Annotated in this window: 26 protein-coding genes; 9 read left to right on the top strand and 17 right to left on the bottom strand. The window is 32.6% G+C overall.

What is annotated here, in order from left to right; genetic code table 11:
- Position 1: 1 nt before the first annotated feature.
- From ACSVH7_RS07985 to ACSVH7_RS07960, 6 genes are all read right to left on the bottom strand, one after another.
- Positions 2 to 1,267, bottom strand: coding sequence for a YaiO family outer membrane beta-barrel protein (locus ACSVH7_RS07985; protein ID WP_438066191.1), 1,266 nt, complete (start codon positions 1,265 to 1,267; stop codon positions 2 to 4).
- Between the two features lie 4 nt (positions 1,268 to 1,271).
- A complete protein-coding gene (locus ACSVH7_RS07980) occupies positions 1,272 to 2,714 on the bottom strand; it encodes a glycosyltransferase family 2 protein (RefSeq protein WP_438066190.1) in 1,443 nt (480 codons plus the stop codon).
- Positions 2,705 to 3,766 (bottom strand): hypothetical protein, encoded by a 1,062-nt coding sequence (locus tag ACSVH7_RS07975; protein ID WP_438066189.1) that lies wholly within the window; start codon positions 3,764 to 3,766, stop codon positions 2,705 to 2,707. The genes ACSVH7_RS07980 and ACSVH7_RS07975 overlap by 10 nt, the downstream gene beginning before the upstream one ends.
- A gap of 70 nt (positions 3,767 to 3,836) precedes the next feature.
- Positions 3,837 to 4,601, bottom strand: a complete 765-nt coding sequence (locus tag ACSVH7_RS07970) for a TIGR02757 family protein (RefSeq protein ID WP_438066188.1) — start codon at positions 4,599 to 4,601, stop codon at positions 3,837 to 3,839.
- Between the two features lie 5 nt (positions 4,602 to 4,606).
- Complete coding sequence (locus ACSVH7_RS07965) at positions 4,607 to 6,301, bottom strand: LIC_10190 family membrane protein (protein WP_438066187.1); 1,695 nt, start codon at positions 6,299 to 6,301, stop codon at positions 4,607 to 4,609.
- The gene (locus ACSVH7_RS07960; RefSeq protein WP_438066186.1) at positions 6,301 to 6,963 is read right to left on the bottom strand and encodes an ABC transporter ATP-binding protein; all 663 of its coding nucleotides are present in this window, start codon (positions 6,961 to 6,963) and stop codon (positions 6,301 to 6,303) included. The genes ACSVH7_RS07965 and ACSVH7_RS07960 overlap by 1 nt, the downstream gene beginning before the upstream one ends.
- A 152-nt stretch (positions 6,964 to 7,115) precedes the next feature.
- On the opposite strand from ACSVH7_RS07960, the gene msrA reads away from it, so the two are divergent.
- Genes msrA through ACSVH7_RS07945 form a run of 3 tightly spaced genes read left to right on the top strand, consistent with a single transcriptional unit; the run spans position 7,116 to position 8,674 of the window.
- Positions 7,116 to 7,649, top strand: a complete 534-nt coding sequence (msrA, locus tag ACSVH7_RS07955) for a peptide-methionine (S)-S-oxide reductase MsrA (protein WP_438066185.1) — start codon at positions 7,116 to 7,118, stop codon at positions 7,647 to 7,649.
- A 13-nt stretch (positions 7,650 to 7,662) separates the two neighbouring features.
- Positions 7,663 to 8,331 carry a GTP cyclohydrolase I FolE gene (gene folE / locus ACSVH7_RS07950; RefSeq protein WP_438066184.1) on the top strand — a complete coding sequence of 223 codons (669 nt, stop codon included), beginning with the start codon at positions 7,663 to 7,665 and terminating at the stop codon, positions 8,329 to 8,331.
- A 40-nt stretch (positions 8,332 to 8,371) separates the two neighbouring features.
- Positions 8,372 to 8,674: a hypothetical protein gene (locus tag ACSVH7_RS07945; RefSeq protein WP_438066183.1), complete on the top strand. Its 303-nt coding sequence runs from the start codon at positions 8,372 to 8,374 to the stop codon at positions 8,672 to 8,674.
- A 39-nt stretch (positions 8,675 to 8,713) separates the two neighbouring features.
- Here the strand turns inward: ACSVH7_RS07945 and ACSVH7_RS07940 are convergent, their stop codons facing one another.
- From ACSVH7_RS07940 to ACSVH7_RS07915, 6 genes are all read right to left on the bottom strand, one after another.
- Positions 8,714 to 9,016: a DUF6787 family protein gene (locus ACSVH7_RS07940; RefSeq protein WP_438066182.1), complete on the bottom strand. Its 303-nt coding sequence runs from the start codon at positions 9,014 to 9,016 to the stop codon at positions 8,714 to 8,716.
- Positions 9,017 to 9,047: 31 nt separating this feature from the next.
- The gene (locus ACSVH7_RS07935; RefSeq protein ID WP_438066181.1) at positions 9,048 to 9,479 is read right to left on the bottom strand and encodes a DUF6146 family protein; all 432 of its coding nucleotides are present in this window, start codon (positions 9,477 to 9,479) and stop codon (positions 9,048 to 9,050) included.
- A gap of 116 nt (positions 9,480 to 9,595) precedes the next feature.
- Positions 9,596 to 10,153 (bottom strand): DUF937 domain-containing protein, encoded by a 558-nt coding sequence (locus ACSVH7_RS07930; protein WP_438066180.1) that lies wholly within the window; start codon positions 10,151 to 10,153, stop codon positions 9,596 to 9,598.
- A 98-nt stretch (positions 10,154 to 10,251) separates the two neighbouring features.
- A complete protein-coding gene (locus ACSVH7_RS07925) occupies positions 10,252 to 11,202 on the bottom strand; it encodes a D-2-hydroxyacid dehydrogenase (RefSeq protein WP_438066179.1) in 951 nt (316 codons plus the stop codon).
- A 235-nt stretch (positions 11,203 to 11,437) separates the two neighbouring features.
- A complete protein-coding gene (serC, locus tag ACSVH7_RS07920) occupies positions 11,438 to 12,508 on the bottom strand; it encodes a 3-phosphoserine/phosphohydroxythreonine transaminase (RefSeq protein ID WP_438066178.1) in 1,071 nt (356 codons plus the stop codon).
- A 90-nt stretch (positions 12,509 to 12,598) separates the two neighbouring features.
- Entirely contained in the window at positions 12,599 to 13,660 is a 1,062-nt protein-coding gene (locus tag ACSVH7_RS07915; RefSeq protein WP_438066177.1) for an acyl-CoA reductase, read from the bottom strand.
- A gap of 144 nt (positions 13,661 to 13,804) precedes the next feature.
- Between ACSVH7_RS07915 and ACSVH7_RS07910 the strand changes: the two genes are divergently transcribed.
- Together ACSVH7_RS07910 and ACSVH7_RS07905 are read left to right on the top strand one after the other, a co-directional pair.
- Positions 13,805 to 14,155: a 4Fe-4S dicluster domain-containing protein gene (locus ACSVH7_RS07910; RefSeq protein WP_438066176.1), complete on the top strand. Its 351-nt coding sequence runs from the start codon at positions 13,805 to 13,807 to the stop codon at positions 14,153 to 14,155.
- A 184-nt stretch (positions 14,156 to 14,339) separates the two neighbouring features.
- A complete protein-coding gene (locus ACSVH7_RS07905; protein WP_438066175.1) occupies positions 14,340 to 15,509 on the top strand; it encodes a hypothetical protein in 1,170 nt (389 codons plus the stop codon).
- A gap of 1 nt (position 15,510) precedes the next feature.
- Here the strand turns inward: ACSVH7_RS07905 and ACSVH7_RS07900 are convergent, their stop codons facing one another.
- Both ACSVH7_RS07900 and ACSVH7_RS07895 read right to left on the bottom strand, forming a co-directional pair.
- Positions 15,511 to 16,269 carry a class I SAM-dependent DNA methyltransferase gene (locus ACSVH7_RS07900; RefSeq protein WP_438066174.1) on the bottom strand — a complete coding sequence of 253 codons (759 nt, stop codon included), beginning with the start codon at positions 16,267 to 16,269 and terminating at the stop codon, positions 15,511 to 15,513.
- 94 nt (positions 16,270 to 16,363) lie between these two features.
- The gene (locus ACSVH7_RS07895; protein WP_438066173.1) at positions 16,364 to 19,072 is read right to left on the bottom strand and encodes a TonB-dependent receptor; all 2,709 of its coding nucleotides are present in this window, start codon (positions 19,070 to 19,072) and stop codon (positions 16,364 to 16,366) included.
- Between the two features lie 224 nt (positions 19,073 to 19,296).
- Here ACSVH7_RS07895 and ychF point away from each other — a divergent pair, with 224 nt between their 5' ends.
- A complete protein-coding gene (gene ychF, locus ACSVH7_RS07890) occupies positions 19,297 to 20,391 on the top strand; it encodes a redox-regulated ATPase YchF (protein WP_438066172.1) in 1,095 nt (364 codons plus the stop codon).
- A gap of 170 nt (positions 20,392 to 20,561) precedes the next feature.
- On the top strand, positions 20,562 to 21,032 hold the full coding sequence (locus ACSVH7_RS07885; RefSeq protein ID WP_438066171.1) for a Dps family protein: 471 nt from the start codon (positions 20,562 to 20,564) through the stop codon (positions 21,030 to 21,032).
- Between the two features lie 92 nt (positions 21,033 to 21,124).
- Here the strand turns inward: ACSVH7_RS07885 and ACSVH7_RS07880 are convergent, their stop codons facing one another.
- The 3 genes from ACSVH7_RS07880 to ACSVH7_RS07870 form a co-directional block, all read right to left on the bottom strand.
- Positions 21,125 to 22,327: an LETM1-related biofilm-associated protein gene (locus ACSVH7_RS07880; protein WP_438066170.1), complete on the bottom strand. Its 1,203-nt coding sequence runs from the start codon at positions 22,325 to 22,327 to the stop codon at positions 21,125 to 21,127.
- Positions 22,328 to 22,562: 235 nt separating this feature from the next.
- On the bottom strand, positions 22,563 to 23,189 hold the full coding sequence (locus ACSVH7_RS07875; RefSeq protein WP_438066408.1) for a superoxide dismutase: 627 nt from the start codon (positions 23,187 to 23,189) through the stop codon (positions 22,563 to 22,565).
- A gap of 188 nt (positions 23,190 to 23,377) precedes the next feature.
- Positions 23,378 to 23,902 (bottom strand): hypothetical protein, encoded by a 525-nt coding sequence (locus ACSVH7_RS07870; protein WP_438066169.1) that lies wholly within the window; start codon positions 23,900 to 23,902, stop codon positions 23,378 to 23,380.
- Between the two features lie 107 nt (positions 23,903 to 24,009).
- Here ACSVH7_RS07870 and ACSVH7_RS07865 point away from each other — a divergent pair, with 107 nt between their 5' ends.
- Both ACSVH7_RS07865 and ACSVH7_RS07860 read left to right on the top strand, forming a co-directional pair.
- On the top strand, positions 24,010 to 24,441 hold the full coding sequence (locus tag ACSVH7_RS07865; RefSeq protein ID WP_438066168.1) for an META domain-containing protein: 432 nt from the start codon (positions 24,010 to 24,012) through the stop codon (positions 24,439 to 24,441).
- A 31-nt stretch (positions 24,442 to 24,472) separates the two neighbouring features.
- Positions 24,473 to 24,988 carry a DUF4251 domain-containing protein gene (locus ACSVH7_RS07860; RefSeq protein WP_438066167.1) on the top strand — a complete coding sequence of 172 codons (516 nt, stop codon included), beginning with the start codon at positions 24,473 to 24,475 and terminating at the stop codon, positions 24,986 to 24,988.
- Positions 24,989 to 24,995: the final 7 nt, after the last annotated feature.

The following is a 24,995-nucleotide window of genomic DNA, read 5'->3' as shown; positions in this document are numbered from 1 at the left end:
GCTAAAATTTATAGTGACAAAGTAATGACAATTCGTATTCATTTTGAAATTCATTGGGAATGTATTCTTGTAAATTATAATTCATTTGAATTCCAGTTATGAATTTCTTGTATAAAAACTTATAGTATCCAGTCCCTATCCTAAAGGAATTTAGATTAAGTCTGTTTTGTATCTGTGAAATGGTGTTTCTCTCATCGGGAGAAGTACCAAAACCTAAATTAAGGGTCAAATAATCATATTTAGAATTAAAATAATAACGATTGTTAATGGATAATACAGGATTATAATTTTTTTTGTTATTATTAAGATACGCTTTTACCGATAACCAATAGTCTCCCGTGTGCTTACTTACACCGGTAACTAAGGTGAGAATGTCAAGGTTTTGGGTTTGTATGTATCGAAATCCTAAATCGGTTTCCCATCCTTTTTTTGAGTTTAAGTAAATGGAACCCCCAAGTTTGTATTTGGGAAACACCATATCATTGCTAAGAGTTACATCCCAATAAGTATAATTTCTTTTACCGATTTTGTAGTAGGATTCTATTTCATATTGAACGCCTTTAGCTACAAAATTATTGGCTGCAAATCGTTCAGCATAACTAATTCTTCCGTTTAAAGAGCCCCATTTTTGGTAATTTATGTATTCTAGATGAACCATATGCCAGGGACCAACGTCTTTTCGACCTATTGTGGTATAATTGTAATTAATTCCAATTCTGTTGTTTTTTTGATTTTCGTTTATTTGTTCAAGTTGTATTCTAGTTTGAGAATCATTTGGAAAGACTTCAAGTGTTTTTTGTAAGCTTTTTTTTTGATTTTCTAATTCTTTACGAAGCTCATAAATTTCGGATTTTTTTTGAAAATAGATTATTTTTTTGGGATAAAAAACAAGGGCTTTTTCAGTGGTAACAAGTGCCTCTTCATATTTTTGTTCACTGATATTTAGGTTGATTAAATATAAAAAAACCTCTTCGTATTTTGGATTTTCATCTAAAACCTTTTGGTAATAATATCTAGCGCTGTCGTTTTGATTTGTAAATTCATAATTTTTGCCAAGCAGTACTTGAAAATCTAAGTATTCAGGAGCTATTTTTTTTCCGAGTAGGCATTTTTCTATATTTTGTGAATAATTGTTGGAAGTTCTCATGTCCTTAATAATGGATACTAGCAAACTATCGGTATTAATTTTTTGAGCATGAAGCGTGGCTACTCCCAAAAAGATACTGAGGGATAAGAATTTAAAAATATAATGGTTGAATGCTCTCATTTTTTTAAGTTTGTTTGGGTTGTTCATAGCCTTTTCGAACCATAACACCCCATTTTTGTTCATTTTGATTGAAAAAATCCCAATATCCCTTGAGTGAAGTATAGATTGTTAAGGGGTGGTAAGCAAATGGTTCTAGTATCGCCATGCTGATTAAGATGAGTAACTCTTTGTAATTAGCATAACTTCTATAAAGGGTCTCGTCAATTAAGATGCAAACCAAAGTAATGAATAAATAGACTAAATATACAAAAGCACTCATTATGATTAGAAAATCAAAATTGATGAGTCCCCATGCGTAACTAAAAATTAATACAATAATTCCAAAAAACTCTATGATAGGAACTAAAAATTCAAAGGCAAAAAAGAAAGGTAAAGTTACAAAGGCAGTTCTGCCATATTGTTTATTGTAGAACATTTTTCTATGTAAATACAAAGTTTGGACTAAACCTCTTGCCCATCTCACTCGTTGTCTGATGAATATGGTTCTGGTCTCTGGAACCTCTGTCCAGCATAACGACTCAGGAATATATTGAATCAGAAAGGGTTCGTTTTTATGATGCATGTATTTTCTCATTCTGGTGATTAATTCCATGTCTTCTCCAAGTGATTTATGCCAATAGCCACCAGCGGCAATTACAATTTCTTTATCAAACATGCCTAATCCTCCGGAAACTAATAACAAACCATTAATTTGACTCCAAGCCATTCTTCCAAAAATAAAGGAACGCACATATTCTAATTCTTGAAATCTAGGAAACCATTTTTTAGGAAAATGGACTTTTACCAACAAGCCATCTTTAATCTCACAAGAATTTGATATCCGAATGCCAGCTCCTGTGGCTATTACTCTGGTTTCATTTTCAATAAACGGCTTGGTTAATTTTAGCAGCGTATCTCTCTTTAAAATGCAATCAACATCTGTACATAAAAACAAAGGATGTTGTGCCGAGTTGATCCCAGCATTGGAAGCGTCAGCTTTGCTTTTGCCATTTTCTTTGTCGACAATTACTAATTTTGAATACACTGGGTTTTTCGACTTGTAGTGCCCTTTTACAGGTTGTGTTTTTATTTTTTCTTGATAATAAAAGTCAATTTTTTCTAATTCAAATTCTTTGATGAGTTTTTCAAGGGTATCGTCAGTACTCCCATCATTTATGATAATAATTTCATAATTAGGATAGGTTAGTGATAATAAAGATTTTACATTATATACGATATTCACTCCTTCATTAAAGGCAGGAGCAATTACTGAAACTCCAGGCATATAATTAGAACGGGCAATGATGTCGTCTTCTAAAAATTTTTTGTTATTGATATGTCTTACGATAGCTACATAGGATAAAATAGCTAAACCCAAGTAGAAAACAACATAGGAAAACGAGAATATTGCAATAAAAATCTCATAAATTGATAAAATAATATCAACAATATTTTTAATTATATCCATAGTGTTTTTACGTGTTGTAACATTTTTGAGTAGTCAGGAGTTTTAGTAGCTAATTCCTCTGCTAGATTGGGGGCGATTTTTAATAAACAAAACATTGCTGCTAATTGAATATCGGTATCCGAAATATTTTGAAAGCATGATTTGATGTGTTTTGTGGTGATTTCAGACCCAATCTCTGCCAAACATTCGTAACATTTAATTTGGGCCTTTTTGGAATACATCCCTATTTTTTCTAAAACGGGTATTTCTGCTTCTTGTATAAATAGTTTGCTAATTGCTATCAGCGCCTCAATTCTTGCCGATTCAACAGGATAATTCAATAGTTGTATGATTCTTTCTGATTCATTACGGTTATTAAAATAGGTCACTATTTTTAAGCCCAATTCAATTAAGGAACTCCTGTCTCCATATAATAAAAAATCAAGGTTGGTAGGATAATCCTTTTTTATTTCAAAAAAAATATCCATTATTTTTATTTGATTGAGTTTTGAAATTCTATCTGGGATAAATGCTAGTTTTTCGCTGCTTAGATCTATCAGGGCAAAATAACTGATGTTTGCATTTGATCTTATTAAATCATTTTTATTACTTAGGTAAGGAATGATTTGATGTTTCCCTTTAACATATTTCATCATTTTGAAATGATAAAATCCGATACACTTTTTATAGGGCCTAAAATCATTGATGAGTTTAGCGGAATGTTCGTTCAGTTTTAAGCTTTTGTACAATAACGAAATAATGATGGTTTTGTCGCCTTTGACATTCTTTTTTAAGCGAATCATTTCATTGATAACAATAATTTTGCACCAATTTCGTGAAAAGGGAATTGCTTTCCTAAATGTTTTTAATTTCGATTTTACGGTTATTTTGTCATAATCATTCATCACAATTTCTATCAAGAATTGTTGAATAATGGAACGATATTTTTTTTTTAGATGGTATCGCCATTGATTATAAAATCTTTTGATGATTAATAGTAAACTGACTAATAAAATAGCAATGAATAAGACAGGGAGAGCGTAATTTTTTATAAAAAATAAAAAAGTATCCATAAATAAAAAATTAGATATTCAAATGTAAAAAAAATAGGAATAACTTTTTGTTTTTTAATGGATTATGTTTTTAAAATCCTTCAAAAACGCCTAGTCCAAATAGCGCAAAATCATATTTTACAGGATCAACTGGGTCTAATGCTCTTAGCTTTGTATCTAATTCATTCAAGGCTTTGGCATCGTTTTGTTTTCTGCTCAAAAGACCTAATTTACGCGCCACATTCCCGGAATGAACATCCAAAGGGCAAGATAATTTTGAAGGAGAAATGCTTTTCCAAATACCTAAATCGACTCCTTTATTATCTTGACGACACATCCAACGCAAGTACATGTTGATTCTTTTAGCCGCCGAATTATTCAACGGATCCGAAATGTGCTTTTGAGATCGAGATAGAGGTGTAGTTTCAAAGAAAACCTTTTTGAATTCATGAATGCTTTTCTGGACACTTGTGGCTTCTTGATGTTTTGCAAATACAGATTCTAATCCGCCATGATGCCTGTAAATGTGTTGTAATCCCTTTATAAATGCTTGAAAATCGTAACTATTAAACGTGCGATGTACAAAATTTTCTAATCTATTCAAATCGATTTCTTGATGAGAGAGTACAAAATCATAGGGTGAATTTCCCATCAATTCCATCATTTTAAAACTGTTTTTGATGATCATTTTTCGATTACCCCAAGCGATAGTAGCACTCAAAAATCCTGCAATTTCAATGTCTTCTTTTTGTGTAAACAAATGCGGAATTTGAACAGGATCACTTTCGATGAAATCTAAAGTGTTGTATTGTAGTACTTTTTCGTCTAGAAAGTCTTTGAGTTCGGATGGTGTCATGATTACTATTTTGAAAATGTTTTGGAGTAGAAACCATCTTTTAATTTTGTAGTCCGCATTTGAGGTTTTACTTTATAATAATGATAAAAATATTCGACTTGATTTTTATTTACACATGGAAGTTTTCCGTCCCCTGATCCCCAAAAAAAGTCATTTTCAATAGGTGAAAAATACAATAGGTTTCCATCGTGAATGGGTTCAAACTCGGTATTGAATTTAGAATTTTTGTAAGGAAATATGATGTTTTTTAGTGAAAAATTACTTAATGATAACGTGAATTTGTTTTGGTTAAAAGCACTTAAATTAATTGGCATAAGTAGTACAAGGCCACAAATCAAAGTTGAGCAATACAATAAGAAAGGGAGATGTTTTACTCTATGAATAAGAATAGCCATTTTATAAAAAGTAAACAATAATAAAAAATTGAAAAAGAATCTATATTGAGGGGAAGTAAACAATAACAATAACAATTGAAAACACATAATGCTATATAGAATCCAAAATTCTTTTTTATTGCAAAATTTGTAAATCAATAAAGGTGTTGAAATTACTAGAATTATACTCCATTTGTTGAAAATACCATGTAATTTGGGTAAAGATAACCACCTTAAAAATAATTCAAAGTATGACAAATTTTGGTATTCATCAATTGTAATAAAATAGCCACAAAGTTTGGTTTCTTGATAATACAAATCAGCAATTATTTTTGGTACTTGATAATCTGTTTTTAAGAAATCAAAATGTAATATCGGAAAGAATGGGTAACCACTAATGATACTGTTTTTTAAAATAAAAATGAAAAGAATAAGGGAGGAAATTAATATTGAGATTTGTAATTTAGGCATTAATTCTTTAAAGTTTTTGAAAAATAATAATATCGGGAATGCTACTAAAACAATAGCAGTTGTTTTTATAAATATTGAAAAAAGCACCAATATTAGTATTAAATTAAAATGCTCAATTTTTAGATTTCTATTATATTGATTAAAATAATGAAAAATTAGAAATGAGATTACATAGATTGGAATGTCAGGGGAAGGTGAGCTAATAAATTGAAAAAAAAATAGGTTAGCTATTGGTAAAAGTCCAATTATTAGTGCGTTTATATCATTGGTTTTGTTGTATTCGTTTAATTTTAAAATAGAAAAAATGTTTCCTAGTAATAAACAATAACCACTGATATCATTGAAATTCTGATAAATAAATGAAAAATTAAAAGCACTTTGAAGAATGTGCCAGCCACTAGTTTGAGCTAAAAAAAAATGTAAGTTTCCTAAGCCTTTAACAAGTCCATATTCATTAATCCATTTGATGGTTTGAATATAGTAGGATTCGTTATCAATGATATATGGAATCGAGGCACATTGAGCAATAATTAGAACAGTAATGGCGCTTGCAATTATTTTTAAATGAAGTTGAAGTGAGGTTAATTCATTTCGAAAGTTCAAAAAATCTGATTGAATGTTTTCTTTGTATTTGAAAAATAGATATTGGTTAATCAAAAAGTATACAATATGAAATTCAAAATGTATTCTTCCAAATATAGCCCATATTGTTGTGAATATTGTGGTAGAAAATAGGCCTAAAATGGAGTAGATTATTAAGTTATTGTTCTTTAATCGAACTATTCTATTAGTGTAAAAACCAATAGTAATTGTACTAAAGCTAATGTAAATCCAACTTAGTAATATAAGTATCATTATAGTTTTATCTGACCATCTACCATAACTAATTTTCGATCGGCCATAGCTGCCAAATCTTCATTGTGAGTAACAATCACAAAGGTTTGCCCAAATTCATCTCTAAGTTTAAAAAATAATTGATGTAGATTCTCGGCTGAATTGGTGTCTAAATTTCCGGAAGGTTCATCCGCAAAAATAATGTCGGGTTTATTAATGAGCGCTCTTGCAACGGCCACTCGCTGTTGTTCTCCACCAGAAAGCTCGTTTGGTTTGTGATGAATTCTATGGGATAAGCCTAGATATTCTAATATTTTTTTGGCTTCAATTTCAGTGGCTGTTTTTGTTTTTTTTGCAATAAATGCGGGAATGCATACATTCTCTAAAGCCGAAAACTCAGGCAACAATTGATGAAATTGAAAAATGAATCCTAAGTTTAAGTTTCTAAAACGAGATAAGTCTTTATCGTTCATTTGTAAAACATCTTCACCATTGATGTATAAACTTGAATTTTCGTTGTTGTCGGGTCTGTCCAATGTGCCTAAAATCTGCAGTAATGTGGTTTTTCCCGCCCCTGATGCCCCTACAATTGAAATTATTTCTCCTTTGGCTATATGTAAATCAACACCTTTTAATACTGCTAGTTGGTCGTAAGATTTAGATATGTTTTTTGCTAGTATCATTCCAATTTGTTTTTACAAAGAAACAAAGATTTTAATTTTTCTGTTCAGGATTTACACTTATTTTAGAAAAAACAATTATTAATCTTACGTTAAAGAAGTTATTTTGTTTAATATTTTTGTACTTTTGTTCAACAAAAAATAAATTACAAAGAATGAGTGACAATTTTGCAACATTTGCTGGTGGGTGTTTCTGGTGTACAGAAGCTATTTTTTTGGAGTTAAAAGGGGTGAAAAGTGTAATGTCAGGGTATTTGGGTGGGACACTCCTGAATCCTACATATCAGGATATTTGTACCGGATCAACTGGACATGCTGAAGCCGTACAAATTAGTTTTGACGCTGAGCAAATTTCTTATAGCACATTGCTTGAAGTATTTTTTGCAACACATGATCCTACCACCTTAAACCGTCAAGGGGCTGATAAAGGAACCCAATACCGAAGTGAAATTTTTTATCATTCTGAAGAACAAAGAAAAAGTGCGTTAGCATACATGCATCAACTAGAGATAGCAAAAATCTATGACGCGCCGATTGTTACAAGACTTTCGCCTGTGACTACGTTTTATCCAGCCGAGACATACCATCAAAACTATTACCAACGCAATAAGGAACAATCGTATTGTCATTACGTAATTACTCCAAAAATGAACAAGCTTTCTGAATCGTTTACTACATTACTAAAATAAATAACACCTAAAGATGAACACAGTATTAGACAGAGAATTAATTGAAATTTTAGGTGATAATCACCAAGCCACTAGCGCAGACACGCCTCTTAGAGCTGATGCATTTGTAAAATCGGATGCCGAAAAGATGCAGCGCATTGAACATTATTTTCATGCCATTATGGAAGAAATGGGGTTGGATATGACAGATGATAGTTTAAGCGGAACGCCATTTCGTGTGGCCAAAATGTACATCCAAGAAATTTTCAGTGGTTTAGATCCTAAAAACAAACCTAAAATTTCTGTTTTTGACAACAGTTATCATTATGACAAAATGTTGGTTGAAGCAAATATCAATTTCAACTCTACTTGCGAACATCATTTCTTGCCAATTGTAGGTAAAGCACACATTGGTTATGTCTCAAGCGGAAAAGTGATTGGTTTGTCAAAATTGAACCGAATCGTTGACTATTATTCAAGACGACCACAAGTGCAAGAACGTTTAATTATGCAGATTTTTAATGAACTAAAAACCGTTTTGGAAACCGATAATGTCATCATTGTCATGGAAGCCAAACATCTTTGTGTATCGAGTCGCGGAATTAAGGATGAAACTAGTTTTACCTCTACCATTCAATATGGAGGGATTTTTAATGAAAAAGAAAATAGAAATGATTTTTTCAATATGATCAAGCAAGAATAAAAGGCACTACTTTTGTTTGGACTTTTTCAAAAATTAAAAAATGACAAACCAAGCAGAAATTAGCACCGAAGCTTCTCAAAAAAGAAGACATTTATTCTTGAGTATTTTGTTTGATGCTATCGGAATGCTTTCTTTTTCCATACCAATGATAGGTGAATTCTCAGATGTCATTTGGGCACCTTTAGCGGGTTTTTTGATGACCTGGATGTACAAAGGAAGTGTTGGGAAAGTAGCCGGAGCGATTACATTTATAGAAGAAGCCTTTCCTTTCTCGGATGTTATTCCTACGTTTACTTTGACTTGGATATACACTTATCTCATCAAGAAACAGAAAAATTCTTAATTAATACCAACAAAAAAAGCTTCAGTAATGAGGCTTTTTTTATGTTTTAAATAGAAAACCGAGTCCCATACTTCGGAGCATTTTCTTTTCGAAAGTCCAAAAGAATCGAAATTGACCAAATAAAAATCCTATGCAAACCAAAAGCACTTGATAAATTGGAAAAATAAGTAGGAGTCGGAGTGGAGTGAACCAAAATCCAAAATCTTCTTTGGAAATGCATAACCAAAGGCAAAATGGTTTTGAAAGCCATGCAGAAGCTGAACCGGTAATGGCAAAAACAATAAATATTATGGTCAGTTGAAAGTTACTTTCTATTCCCCAACGTTCTTTTAATTTTTTCATTCTAAAATGTCAATAATACAAATATACTAAACTATCGTGGCGGAACATTGCCAAATAATCGTTGGTGATAGCGATTTTGAAAGTAAATCATGTAATTGTAAATTAAATAATTGACTTCATAACCATAATTAATTTGTGGTTCATAATTGATAATCATTTCGTATAAATTAGGATTAAATCGGTTGGGCTGTTGCGCCCTACTATTCCATTCTATAATATAGAATCTGTTTTTGTTCTCAAGATAGGTTTGAGAATAATACCCTCGCGGTAACGCCATAGAATTTAACCAATTAGTAAAACCAGGGTCAATAATGATTACTTCGTATTCCAGAGAATCATTGGCAATTCTTACGGTATCATTTTCTATAGATTTTACCGTTGGAACCAGTGCAACTTTCGTCTTTGGAGTAGCACAAGCACTAACAATTGCTATAATTACAATACTAATAAGTATATTCTTCATGGTTTAGAAATGAAATTGAAATTTACAAATTTTGCCAATTAAATTTCTAAATTCTATCATAAAAAAAAACGTCATCTCACTGTTGAAATGACGTTAGGAATAGGTTGTTTTTTCTTTTATTTTCCAAATAATTTACCTAATATTCCTCCAATTCCTCCACTGCCTTTTGCTAGATTCATAGCGTCACTAATATCTACTTTGCCATCAGCATTTTGATCTAAACCAAATTGCGTTCCGTATTTAGAAATGGTATCCATAATACCGCTTGCTTGCTCACTATTTCCCGAAATAGCTCCAATAATATCAGAAATTTGAAAACTATCGTTAGGATCATTGGCTTTACCCATCAATCCGCCTAAAATTTGCGGAATCATTCCACCAGCAACACTTGAAGCCGTTTCGCTGCTTAAACCAAATTTTTCACTCAAATTACCCGTTACTTGTTCTGTAATTTGTTGTACTGCAGGATTCGAACCATCAAGTGTAGTATTGCCTTTAAGCAAACCTGCTAATTGTTCAATGCCTCCTCCAGAAGCCATTTGTTGTAAACTTGACAATATGGAGTTGCCTGTCTCCTGCATAACGGCTTCGTTATGCTCATTTGGAATAGCACTGTTTTTTACAACAGTATCCTCTCCAAATTGCTGCACTAATTGTGTTAATTGCTCAAACATAGGATTTTAGATTTAAAGTATTCTCAAATTTAATTAAAAAAGGGTAATTTATAACGTTTGTTTATAAATTACCCTTTTAGTATTTTGAAAGCTTTAAATTATCCTAACAAAGCAATAATTTGTGAAGCTAATTCTGTACCAATTCTGTCTTGCGCTTCACCTGTCGCTGCACCAATATGAGGTGTCAACGAGATTTTAGAATGCATCAAAATCGCCATTTCTGGTTTTGGCTCGCTTTCAAAAACATCTAAACCTGCAAAAGCTACTTTTCCACTGTCTAAAGCTTTTACTAAAGCAACTTCGTCAATTACGCCACCACGCGCACAGTTTACAATTCCTACGCCGTCTTTCATAGTAGCCAATTGCTCCTCGCCAATAATGTAGCCGTCTTGTGCTGGTACGTGCAAAGTAATAAAGTCTGCTTCTTGAAACAACGATTCTAAAGATTGAGAAACAATGGTAGTTGTTATTGATTGTCCATCAAAAAACTCCACTTTAATGTCTACTTGAGGAATAAAACTATCGGCAGCGATAACTTTCATACCTAATCCCAAAGCCATTTTTGCTGTAGCTTGACCAATACGTCCAATACCTACAATTCCTAAAGTTTTTCCTCTTAGTTCCGTACCATTAGCGTAGGCTTTTTTCAAACCATCAAAATTTGAGTCTCCTTCAAGAGGCATATTTCTGTTCGAGTCGTGTAAAAAACGAACCCCAGTAAATAAATGTCCAAAAACTAATTCTGCTACCGATTCTGAGGAAGAAGCAGGCGTGTTGATTACGTGAATCCCTTTGCTTTTAGCGTAGTCCACATCAATATTGTCCATACCAACACCACCACGACCAATAATTTTGATACCAGGACAAGCATCGATAATGTCTTTGCGCACTTTGGTAGCGCTTCTTACCAAGATAACGCTCACGTTGTTTTCATTAATAAAATTGGCCACTTGTTCTTGCGCCACTTTTGTAGTGATTACTTCAAAACCACCTTTTTCTAAAGCTAGAATTCCACTTTTTGAAATTCCGTCATTGGCTAATATTTTCATTTTGTTTTCATTTTGTTTCTCTAATTCCTTGTTTGTGCCAAAGAATCAATATACTATATTTTTATTTTTTTAGGAGCTAATCCCGCTATCCGTTGCAAATGAAATTCACTGAACTCCTATGTAAATAAAAGTTTAGTGAAGTAATCTTTTCTATTTTTAAAGAAAAATAGAAAAGGATATCCACTACTATCGGGGCTAGGGGAGTTGTGCTTTCAAGAAAATTTGGTGTAAGCGATTAAACCGCTGCTTCCAAAGCTTTCATAACATTCACCAAAACTTGAACACTTTCTATTGGCATCGCATTATAGATAGACGCTCTATAACCACCAACAGAACGGTGCCCTGGAAGCCCTGAAATGTTAGCAGCTTTCCACATTTCGTCAAATTTTGCACTGTGATTTTCGTCGTTCAATAAGAAAGTAACGTTCATATTCGAACGGTCTTCTACAGCAGCAGTTCCTCTAAACAATGGATTTCTGTCGATTTCATTGTATAATAAAGCAGCTTTTTCGTTATTGATTTTTTCGATGGCAGCCACTCCTCCTAAGTTTTTCAACCATTGTAAAGTCAATAGGGAAGTGTATATTGGGAAAACTGGTGGAGTATTGTACATACTCTCTGCTTTGATATGTTTAGCGTAATCCAACATGCTTGGAATCACACGACCGTTTTTGCCTAAAATTTCTTCTTTGATAATAACCAAAGTTGTTCCTGCAGGTCCCATATTTTTTTGTGCCCCAGCATAGATAATATCAAATTGAGTAAAATCTAAAACACGAGAAAAAATATCCGAACTCATATCACATACAACTGGAATATTCAATTTTGGAAATTCTTTCATTTGGGTTCCAAAAATGGTGTTGTTACTCGTACAGTGAAAATAATCGGCATCTTCAGGCACTGTATATCCTTTTGGAATATGATTGTAATTTTGTTCTTTAGAGGAAGCTACAATTTCAGTTTCTCCAAAATTTTTAGCTTCTTTAATGGCAGCACTAGCCCAAGTTCCGGAATCTAGATAGGCGGCTTTTCCACCTTCTTTCATCAAGTTATAAGGCGCCATAATAAACTCTAAACTAGCTCCTCCAGCCAAGAATAAAGCTTGGTAACCTTTGCCTGTTAAACCTAATAAGTCTAATGCAAGTGCTCTGGCTTCCTCCATTACAGCAACAAAGTCTTTACTGCGGTGGGAAATTTCTAAAATGGATAATCCTGAGTTGTTGAAATTTAAAATCGCTTGTGCTGATTTTTCAAAAACTTCGGGGGTTAAAATACTTGGTCCTGCGCTGTAGTTGTGTTTTTTCATGGTTGTGTAGTGTCCTAAAATTTAAAAGTGCAAATTTCGACATTCATTTCTAAAATTATGGTGAATTATTCGAAATAATTGAGTCGTTTTCTAGTTTATATTTAGTAAAAATGAAATTGTATCTACGTTATCTGCATAATCCCATAATTCAGGACTTTGAGTATGTCCAAATGGGATACTGTAGTGCTTTGGAAAATTTGAAACGATACATTGAATATGTTCATTTTCATCATCCAATCGTTGTAATACCGCTTCAATTTTTTCATAATATTCATAGAAAACACTGGATATGGGTGATCCAAAACCTGAATCTTCCTTGAGTGTTAAAAAACCATTGTCCAAAAGCTTGAAATTGCTCATCAAGAAGACCGCTTTATTATAGTCATAATTGTTGGCATATTTTTCGTATTCAATTACTTCTTTGTACTTGAATATTGCTTCAAAAAAGGGGACAAAGGAGTAGTCTTTTGGTACAAAAAGTTTAGAAACATTGCGACAGCCTAATCCGAAATAACGAAAAATATCTTCTCCTAAGGCTTCTAATTGTTGTGCAGTTTCTTTGCCGGATAGTATAGCCACAGAATTTCTGTTTTTTCGAATTATCGAAGGTTTGTCTTTAAAGTAAAATTCGAAATAACGAGCGGTATTGTTGCTTCCGGTTGCAATAACTGCATCAAAACCTTCTAGTTTTCCTTCAACAAAGGTGATTTTGTCTTTGAATTCAGGAGCAATATGAATTAGGTATTTAGCTATAAAAGGGAGTAAGTGTTGATCGTTAGATGAGGTTTTTACCATGACACGATGGCCCGAAATCAAAACCGATAAAAAATCATGAAAACCTACCAAAGGAATGTTTCCAGCAAGAATCAAGGCTACGGTTTTAGGCTGTCTGTCTGTGAAGTCATAAGCAGAAAGCCATTGGTCAAGCTTTTCTTGAGTTAACGCTTTAGACCAAGATTGAAAAGCAAAACATACTTGTTCTGGTGTGTACCAACCATTATGCGACTGAGAGAGAGCAATCAAATTAAGACATTCGTCAAAAAATAAATCATTACCCAAAATTTCATATCTTGAAGGATTTTCTACTGAAGAAAATTGACTTAAGAATTTTCCTAATTCAATAAATTTACTTTTTTTTGTTTCTAATGTCATATTGCTTGTGTATGAAATCTTTTGATTGTAATTTTGCACAAAAATAAGCTTTTTAGAAGCTAAAGACAATAGTTGTTTTTTTATTATGAAAATCAAATACAAAATCGACTACGTTTAAATTTTAATTTTAAAATTTAGTTAAAGATGGCAATTATTATTACAGACGAATGCATTAACTGTGGGGCTTGCGAACCAGAATGTCCTAATACTGCAATTTATGAAGGCGCAGACGATTGGCGATATAAAGACGGTACTAAATTAAAAGGCAATATTATTTTGCCAGATGGCACTTCTATAGACGCAGATGCTGCTCAAACTCCAATTTCAGATGAAGTATATTATATAGTTCCTGGCAAATGTACAGAGTGTAAAGGGTTTCATGATGAACCACAATGTGCAGCTGTATGCCCTGTGGATTGTTGTATTCCCGATGATAATCATGTTGAATCAGAGGAAACATTATTGAATAGACAGTCGTTTTTACATAACGAATAGTTTTTTAAAGCATAGTGGTAAAAGACCTGAGATTTTCTCAGGTCTTTTTGTTTGGTATTGATAATGAATTTTAGGTGTGTTTTAGGTTTTAACATAAAAACAGATTTATTTTTATATGAATTTCAATTCATTAGTGTTATTTTGTATTTTTATCAAAATTGTATTGCGTTTTAATTGAAAGCTTATGAAAAAAAATCTACTCCTTTGTCTGTTACTTTTGAGTATTTCTATGCTAGCTCAAAAAGTTGAGAAGACACTAATTGTTAAAGATGTTGATACTAATTTACCTATTGAAGATGTATCGGTTTTGATTATGAAAACAAAACAAATTTTGTTAAGTAACAAAGAGGGACAGGTGAGTTACATCATTAATGGAGGAACAGCTATTCAATTTACACATCCTTCTTATGTTGAATTGACTATGAAACCAGGGGCTTTGAAGCCTAATAAGAACATAGTTTATTTAAAAAGTAATTTGAATAAATTAGATGAATTAATTGTAACCAGACAGCATCCACAGAAAATATTGAAAAATTTAGTAGCCAATTCTATTAAAACTTTTAATATCCCTGCCCGATTAAAAGTCTATAGTCGAGAATTTTTCAAGTTGAATAATGTAAATGCTTATTATACAGATGGTTTGCTTAACTTTCAATTGACTAACGATCAAAAAAAGGTAAAATCAACCATTTTAGTGGAGCAAAATAGATCTTTTGGAGCAATTGATGCAGAAGTTAGTATGGATTTACTAGGGTATAATTTGAATAATATCATGGAGAATTATTATTCTTTCAAATATTTGGCACCAATTTTAAATCCTAAGACAAAAGATAAATATAGTTTCTTAATACGTTCTTATTCGGAAAATGATGCTTATTACGTTTTAACCGCAACAGTATTAGAGCCTTTTAAGGAAGTTTTAGATGATTTCAAAATTGTCTATGATCATCAAAAGAATTTGATAGTTGAAGTAAGTTCTAAAATTGCTGAAGGAAGCCTGTCCAGTGATAACAAGCGAATTAATAAGGTCGGTTCTAAAAGCATCTACAAATCGAACTTTAAGACCACCTATAGAATTGAAGATTCTAACTATTTTTTAGTGAGTTCTAAAGAAGAAATAGGCTTTGAAAAAGAGTATAAAAAAGAGACCAAAAATATTGAAGTTAGAAATTATTTGGTAACCACTAATTTTAGTAATAAAAATTATACTTATCGAGAACCTCAAGTTTTTAAAGACAAAACATTGATTAACAAGACAAACAGTATACTGACAAATTATTGGGATTTTTCTGGATTAGCCGCAACAGATGAAGAGCAAGGAATTATAAAAGTAATAGAGAATGTTGTGAAATGATTTAGTCATTGAGGTTTATTTTTTTCTTCTGAGCTATGATCACAAAAGTATCATAGGCATAAGTAGGTCTGTCAATGGTTTCGAGAATTTCAAACCCCTTGAGATTCAAATATAATTCAATTTCGTTGAGCGTAAAAACTCTCACCGTCGAAAAATCCTCTGCTATAATTTCTTTTTCATTATCCTGCATTTGGTAGTATTTTGCTGTCCATTCCATTAGGAAATTATCTGCAGTGGTAATTTTCCAGTTACTCTCTCTGTAGAATGTAGTCCCTTCACAATCCGCTTGATGAATAATGCTTGTGTTTTTTTCTGTGTAGGGAATGTAGCGATTTGCATCGATGCAGTCAAAAATGAATAACCCATCTGGATTTAAATTTTGATAAACAGAATCAAAACAGTAATAAATATCCTCATTTGAAATAAGATAACTAGTAGAGCGCCCGGTTATAAGTATCGAATCTACAGGAGCGTCAAGAACAAATTCTCTCATATCTCCATGAATAAACGTGCTTTTTGAGGTTCTTTTTTGGGCGATGGCTATCATATCCTCGCTGGCATCTAATCCAATGTAGCTTTGGTTGTTTTTAAAAAAACGTAGGGCTAAATTACCCGCACCACTTCCTAGTTCTAGAACTGATTGACAATGATGTCTTCCTAAAATTTGATTATAAAAATGGTATTCTTCATCATAATCTATGAAGGTTTGATACATTTGATCATAAATGACGGCCATTTTGTCCTTGTATAGATTTGCCATAACAAGCTTTTTTTATTGAATACTAAAAGTAATGATTTTTTAAAAGAAAAGGGTTGTCAAAATGACAACCCTTTGTAAATAGTTTGCTAGCTAACTAGAATTTGTAATTTAATGAAAGATTCCACATAGTTCCTAATTGGCTAAAATGAGAGCCATCATAAGTCATTTGTGAATAGCGACCGTTGAAGGTTAAATCGTTAATTTGATCTTTTAATTTTGCTGGGTTGTTAAGAATCGCATCAGCACCAGCTGAACCATCTGATTTTAACTTCCATTCAGGAAGTACATTGAATAAATTATTTACATTCAACGCTAAACTTATTTTATCAGTAGCTTTATAAGTTACTCCTAAATCTGATACTACTTTTGTTTTAAATTCAACGGTAAGAGCCTTATCATATAAATCTGCATTTTTAAATTTTGCAGGTCCGAATACCGTGTTATTTAAAGAAAAGGCAAATTTATTTAATTCTAAATCTGCACCCGCAATAATTTTAAATTTTGGTCTGGAAGTAAGTAGCAATGCTTCAGATGTTGCTCCAAATACGGTTTGATTCACCGCTTGAACACTTGCAATATTTCTAACAGGACTATCCAGAGCATTTTCAATAGTGTAGTTGCCTGATAAATTAATTCCAAGTTTACTAGAGCCAATTTCGATGTTTCTGTAGTTTGCCACTAAATCTAATCCAGATGTTTTAGTGTCAATTGCATTTGTAAAGAATGCTTGAATATTGCCAGGGCTAAATGTTATTCTGTCCCCTAATACAATTCTGTCTTTAACACTAATGTTGTAATAATCTAAAGTTGCACTAAAGTTTTTTGTTGGTTTTACTCCCAGTCCAATTGTGTAATTGGTTGAGCTTTCTGCTTTTAAACTTGGAATTCCTCTAAGTCTAGCTGCAGATGACACGTTATTGATAATACCTTCTAATTGAATTCCTCCCGCAGCAAAAGAAGATTGTACTTTTTGTGTATAAATTTGATGCAAAGTAGGAGCTCTGAATCCTGTTGACACAGAACCTCTTAGGGTGATTTTGTCATCCAAAAATTTATATCTAGAGCTGATTTTCCAAACAGTTTTGCTTCCAAAATCACTGTAATCTTCAAAACGGATTGTTCCGTCAACCAAGAAGTTGTCGCTAATGTCATAAGAGGCACTAGCATAATATCCGATGTTATATCTGTTGAATTTTCCTGAGTTTTCAGGTGTGTTTCCTTGATAAGAATCGGCTCCTACACCAATATATGACGCTTCATCTCCAGCTCTAACTTCAAAAATTTCAGTTCTAAATTCTGAACCAAAACCAATACTAAATTTATCTGAAATTTCTTTTGTAATATCAATGTTTCCAACATAGTGCGTGAACCCAACACCTCCAGGATTAAAGCGAATAGGGCCTGTGTAAATAGTTGGACTTTGTGCGTAGATAAATTTACCGTCGCTATCTTTTGATCTGTTTTGAGAATTACCAACGGTGTAATTTTGTTGATTGCCACCAGTAGTAATACTAGCATCAGCAATCCAACCATTTTTATTTAATTTATACCCAAAAGTAGCGTTGTAATCATTTAATTCTCCTTCAAATGTTGGAGCGTATCCTTTATATGAAGCTAATGTTCCGTTTCCAAATAGGGATGGTAAATAAGGATAGTCAACAGCGTTTCTCCAATATGGCGTTCTGTAATTGGCAAAGGAATTTACTTTTTTATAAACATAGGCGGCATTATAATAAAATTGCGCATTCTCATTAATGTTTTTACCTCCATTTATTAAAAATTTTGCAGCGGCTGTTTCAGGAGTTCCATTGACGTTTCCAGCGTCTGGTTTTGATGCCAAGAAATTCTTAATATCTGCTAATGTGTTGACACCTGCAATTGTCCCTCCCCAATAGTTGAATTCACCATCGGCATCCACTTTGCCAGGTCTGTTAGCTAACTCCGTTTTAGAAAAGTCGATGGTGTAGTTCACAAATCCATTATCTCCTACAGTTGTTCCGTTGTTAATACTCAACCCGAATGTTTCACCGTCACCTTTACCTGTTATTCCAGATCGTAATGTAGCAGAGCCTCCGGTAACCCCTTTTTTTAGTATTATATTCATTACGCCTGCAATAGCATCTGATCCATATTGAGCAGAGGCACCGTCACGTAAAATTTCTACTCTTTCAATAGCATCTGTCGGAATTGCCGAAATATCAGCACCTGTTTCACCGCGTCCAGGAGAAGTTTGAACGTAAACTAGGGCACTAAGGTTTTTACGTTTACCGTTAATTAAGATTAAAGTTCTACTGGGTCCCATGTTTCTAATTTCATAAGGATCTAGCAAAGATGTTGCATCATTAACGGGGGTGTTTACCGTGTTAAAAGAAGGAATTCTGTATTGTAATGCTTTATCAAAGGTAACTTGACCAGTGCCAACCAAATCTTTAGAAGACAAGACGTCTATTGGTAATGCTGCGGTAGTATTACTTCTTGGAGCGGTTCTTGTTCCTGTTACCACAACTTCTTCAAGGTTTTGGCCGCCTTCTTCTGAAAGTGTTACATTTAAAACAATTCCTAAAGTTGATTTTGTTACTGTAGTGTAACCAACATAACTAAAAACTAAAAAGGAGTCTTCGTTAATTCTGATTTTGTATTTTCCATCCATGTCCGTGGAGGTTCCGTTCGAAGTTCCTTTTTCGATGATATTTACACCTGGTAAAGGATTTCCTTGGCTGTCTTTGACCATACCGGTTACTTCTTTTTGAGCTACCATTATAAAGGAGCATAAAAGAAAAAATAATAAGCTTAGTTTTTTCATAAATTGATCGAGTTTTGGTTATTGATAAGTTAATATGTTGTTAAATGTAAAACTAATTTAACAAAAACTATTATATGTTGTATTAAATTTTCAAATTTTGTGATTTTAAATAATTTTTAGAATGTTTTTCAACAAGGATATATTAAATCATATATTTGCAAACTTTTAAAAATGCAATAGCTAAAAAAGAGAGTTGTTGTTTCATTCTCAGAAAAATATAAACTATGAAAGCAGGAATTGTAGGCTTACCAAATGTTGGAAAATCAACTTTGTTTAATTGTTTGTCAAATGCCAAAGCGCAAAGTGCAAACTTTCCTTTTTGTACTATCGAACCAAATATAGGTGTGGTAAATGTACCCGATCCTCGAATTGAAAAATTGGAAGAATTAGTAAAACCAGAGCGAGTTCAAATGGCAACAGTTGATATCGTTGATATCGCAGGATTAGTTAAAGGGGCTAGTAAAGGAGAAGGCTTAGGTAATCAGTTTCTGGGAAATATTAGAGAATGTAATGCGATTATTCATGTATTACGTTGTTTTGATAATGATAACATTGTGCACGTAGATGGTAATGTAAACCCGATTCGTGATAAAGAAACTATTGATATTGAATTACAATTAAAAGATTTAGAAAACGTAGAGAAACGTTTGGAGAAGGTAAACCGTGCGGCAAAAACAGGAAACAAAGAGGCTCAAACAGAAAAAGCTTTGTTGGATCGAATTCGAGAAGCGCTGTTACAAGCAAAATCTGCTAGAACCATTTTTCCTCAAAGTAATGATGAGGAGCTTTTGATGGAAAGTTTTCAATTGATTACCGCAAAACCAGTATTGTATGTGTGCAATGTGGATGAAAGTGCTGCCGTAAAAGGAAACAGCTATGTAGATCAAGTTCGCGAATTGGTTAAAGATGAAGAAGCTGAAGTAATCGTGCTTTCAGTAGGGGCTGAGGCGGATATCACAGAATTAGAAAGCTATGAAGAACGTCAGGTTTTTCTTGAAGATATGGGATTAGAAGAGCCTGGGGCTTCCGTGTTAATTCGTGCAGCCTATAAATTATTGAAACAACAAACTTATTTCACAGCAGGGGTTAAAGAAGTGAGAGCTTGGACTATTAATATTGGAGCTACTGCGCCTCAAGCCGCTGGGGTTATTCATACTGATTTTGAAAAAGGTTTTATTCGCGCTGAAGTTATAGCTTATGAAGATTTCGTTCAATATGGATCTGAAGCGAAATGTAAGGAAGCTGGAAAATTTAGAGTGGAAGGAAAAGAGTATGTGGTTAAAGATGGAGATGTTATGCATTTTAGATTTAATGTTTAATTCCATTATATTTAATAGAAGCCTATGTGAATTCATAGGCTTTTTTCGTTAAAATAAGCTTAATGATATTGGAGCACATGGAATTGACCTCAGAAAAATGTAACATTTTATTGGGAAGGCTATCTTGTTAAATGTTGTAAATTCGTATTTGAAAAATTAAAAATTACGTTATGAAACTGAATACAATAGGATTACCTATCGCAGAAACGGATAAAATTGTACTAGAATTAAATGTTTTATTGTCAAATTTTCAAGTGTATTACCAAAGTTTACGTGGGATGCATTGGAATATTCGCGGGAAGCGTTTTTTTGATTTGCATGTAAAGTTTGAGGAATTGTATAATGATTCTCAGCTAAAAATTGATTTAATTGCAGAGCGTGTTTTAACCTTGGGAGGAACGCCGTTGCATACATTTGAAGATTACATTAAGCACAATCAATTAGAAGTGGGTAAAAATATTTCTAACGATGAAAAAGCAATTCAATTGATTGTATCTTCACTAGGAGCATTGCTAACCATTGAAAGACATATTTTGTCCCAAGCTTCAGAAATTGATGACGAAGGAACGAATTCAATGATGAGCGATTTTATTGTAGAGCAGGAAAAAACTATTTGGATGATGAAGGCATGGCTTTCTTAATCGTAAATGAATTATACAAAAAAAACGAAACTGTTGTTTCGTTTTTTTTATGCAGTACAGCAATGTAAAATATTGTTTAAAAGGAGTGCAGTTTATTCATCCTCTTCTAGGTTTTCATTGAAAGAGGAAGGTAACAAAGTGGGAATAAATTTAATCAAAATAGGTAAAAGCAAACTTCCTCCTGGAAGTAAAAAAATAGTTAGTGAAGGTATTGTTTTACAGATATCTAAAATTTGTTTTCGAATTTTTTTCTTTTCTTTTTCATTTAAATCTCTTCTAGTAGAATGGGCTAGCAAAATCATTAATTCTTTACTTTCCATTATCTCTTTAATCAATCTTTTTTTGTTACGGTTCACCAAATTTTTTACACTTTCAGTGGTTTGGTCATAAAAATGTTTAACCGGATTTGAATAATTAAAATAAGGAATTTCGTTTTTATGTTGTGTGATGAATGCATTAGAATGATGTATAGATTTTGCCACAAAATCATCTGTGATACCTAAGGTTTTTCCTAATGTATATAAAAAATAAGCTTCTTCTTTTTCGATCACTCCGTCACTCCATAAAGCCATACTGGTGATATCAATTAGGTATTTTTTCTCTAATTCATGACTATAAAAATCAAGTTCAAGCGATTCTAAAGTCACTTCTGCATTTTTAGAGAATTTTGTGTAACGTACGGACGCTTCAAATAGTTTAATTAATAAATCGTCATAGGGAGTTTTGTTGCTTTTAATTTTTAAAGCCAAAGCAACTATGTTCACCACGGTGGCTTCAATGCGTTTTAAATATTTTTCAGGGATTTCTCCCTGTTGTAAGTATTGACAAAAAGCCAATATATCAATAAACAAAAGCGCGTTGGTAACCAAATGCGAAAAATTTTTATTTATAATGCCGTCATTGGTCTGAACTCTTTCGTCTATATAATTTTCTAGAGTTTGCGATTTACTGTTCTTTGGAAGAATTTTTTTGAATAAATTAAAGCCTTCGGGATTCATTTGATTATAAAAATCCAATGTTTTCTCTATAAACAAAGTGGAGGTTGGTTTTTTTTCATTCAAACAGTATACTCCCAAAAGAGTATTTAATAACGCTACTTTTGAAATTTCCTCTTTAAACCATTTTTTAGATTCGATTGTATTAATGGTATCAAATTTGATAATGTGACCATAAATGAAACCAGTGTCCCTAGTTTTTTCGTAAAATGTAGCATTACTTTCTATAGAATTTTCTTTAGAAATAGGATGCTCTATAAAGAATTTGTCTATCCAACCGGGTGCTGAGGGGTTAATCATGATTTAATTTTGAAGGAACAAAGCTATGTTTTTTCATAAAAATGAATGGTTAGTGAAAGTTAAACTTTCGTTTAAAAATAATAATAATTTTATACGATACAAACCATTCATTTATTTATTGAAATGATGTTAAAATAGATGTAAAAGTAGCGAAAGCGGATGCCTAATGTTATATTCAGGTTGTCCTATTGTGTTACTATAAAATAAATAATTCTAAATTTAGTGATATTATAATTTATTGTGAATTGTAAAGCGATGCTACAGCGTCCCAATTAACAACATTCCAAAAAGAAGCAATGTACTCAGCTCTTCTGTTTTGATTTTTCAAATAGTAGGCATGTTCCCATACATCTAAGGCTAAAATGGGTTTTCCTTTTGATACAATTGTAGGTAAATTCATCAGAGGGTTATCTTGGTTTGGGGTTGAGGTAATTACTAATTGACCATTTGAAACCACAAGCCAAGCCCAGCCCGATCCAAAACGTTTAGCGGCAGCCTCTGAAAATTGTTTTTTGAAATTTTCAATTGACCCAAAAGTTGATTTAAGAGCTTCTCCAAAAGCTCCTTTAGGTTCTCCGCCTCCATCAGGTTTCATGATATTCCAAAAGAAAGTATGGTTGTAATGACCACCGGCGTTATTTCGAATCACTTCTGGGAAAAGTTGCATGTTTGCAAAAATTGAAGAAAGATTTTGTGTTTTGTCTATCAATTTGCTGTCTAGGGTTTGAATGCCTTTATTGAGATTGGTAACATAAGCCTGATGGTGTTTACTATGATGAATTTCCATGGTTAATTTGTCAATATGAGGCTCTAATGCATTATAATCATACGGGAGTTTAGGTAAACTGTAAACATCATCCATAAAATGAAGCGCACTGTTGCTAAAATCTGGCATTGAGTGATTCGAGTTAGAGGCCAAAACAGTGTTCATTAAGGAAGACCCCATCAAAATCCCGGTTGATAGAAGTCCTGTTTTTTTTATAAATTCTCTTCGGTTGGTATTTGTTTTCATGGTTTAAGATTTGTAAATTAATGAAGTATTAAAGGTGTTTATTTTGATTTTTCTCCAATAAAATTATGATTAGGAGATTTGAATAAAACATTAAAGGTAGTCAAAGAGCCGTAAATTCTAGTTAAATACTGTTGCAATTCAATTTTTTCTAATTCTTCTATTTTACTGGAGTTTATTTTTTGTTCCATAACTCTGAGTCGGTCTCTCACCATGATTATTTTATGAAAAAAAGTATCGATTGGAATTTCTTTAGAGGCTAATCCTGGTTGACCAGGTTCTAAGATGATTTTGCCTCCTTTCCATTTATCTGCCATAGGGACAATTTCTGATATATCAGACCATTTTTTTAGTAGTGTTTTGAGAGTGGTTTCAATATCGTAAAGACTAATAGTATCGACTTCGTGCTCTGTAATTTCAATACTATCGAACTCAGCATCTAAACTAATTGTTTCCAATCCGTAGTCTATAAATGTTACCCAATAGTGTGTTGAGGTGACATTAGTTACGACTCCTTTTCCATATTTTTTGTGTTCAATTCGAGAACCAATTCCTAACAGTTTCATAGTGTTTTTTCTTAAAAAAAAATTAAAATTTGAGATTATTAATCAGTACGATGTTTTTTTGGTATGGTTTTAGTAAATTTACCTGTAAACATTAAATTATAAAAAAAATGAAACACCTTAGCCTAGTATCAGCATTAATTCTTATGACGTTCACCTCTTGTAACACTTCCAAAAATACAACAAATTCTTCAAACGAGTTGCAAGGAGAATGGGTGTTGACGTATATTAGTGGACCAAGAATTGCTTTTGACGGGTTGTACCCTGATGTTAAGCCAACTATTAATTTTGATGTAAAAGAAAAAAGAGTATTTGGAAAAAACAGTTGTAATAACTACACTGGTATATTTGTTATAGATGGCGCTAAAATCTCATTTAAGGACAGTAAAATGGCGGTTACTATGATGGCTTGTCCTGGGAACGGTGATGGTGTTTTTATGAATATGCTCGAAAAAATTGATAGTTATTCTGTCGTAGCTGATGGTAAAACATTAACCTTAGAGGGAGCGGGTGTTGCTTTGATGCGATTTGAAAAAAAATAAGATATAATTGGTTTAATTTTAAGTTTTGAGTATGAATTTGTTACTAAAAAAAACATCGGTTTTACTACTTTTCATGGTTTCTAGTTTACTTTTTTCTCAAGAAAAATCTAAAAAAGAAATCAAAAGAGATCAGGCGTTGGCGCAACAAAAAAAAATTGAGGAATTAATTGCATCAAAACAATTTCAATTTGAAGCTAACAGAGCTTTACCCATGGGATATAGAAGTATTGATTTGACTACAAATCCGAATTATATTTCTTTTTCACCTGATTTGATTAAAAGCGAAATGCCATTCTTCGGAAGAGCAACTGGAAGTGTACCTTACGGAGGTGGTGAAGGTGGTTTGCAGTTTGAAGGTGTTCCCGAAGTGTTTACCATTGAGAAAACGAAAAAAGGACATGAATTAAAAGCTTCTGTTAAAGGCAAGAATGATCATTTCAAAATTCAATTAACAATCTTTAACGATGGAGGGGGATCTTTAATGATTACAAGCAATAATAGGGCTAGTATTTCATATACCGGTTCGATTTCAGCGATAAAAAAATAAGTTCCAG

The organism is Flavobacterium sp. TSSA_36 (genome assembly GCF_051547165.1).
Classification (GTDB): domain Bacteria; phylum Bacteroidota; class Bacteroidia; order Flavobacteriales; family Flavobacteriaceae; genus Flavobacterium.
Note: the sequence above shows the minus strand (reverse complement) of the source record. Positions and strands in the feature narration are given on the sequence as shown.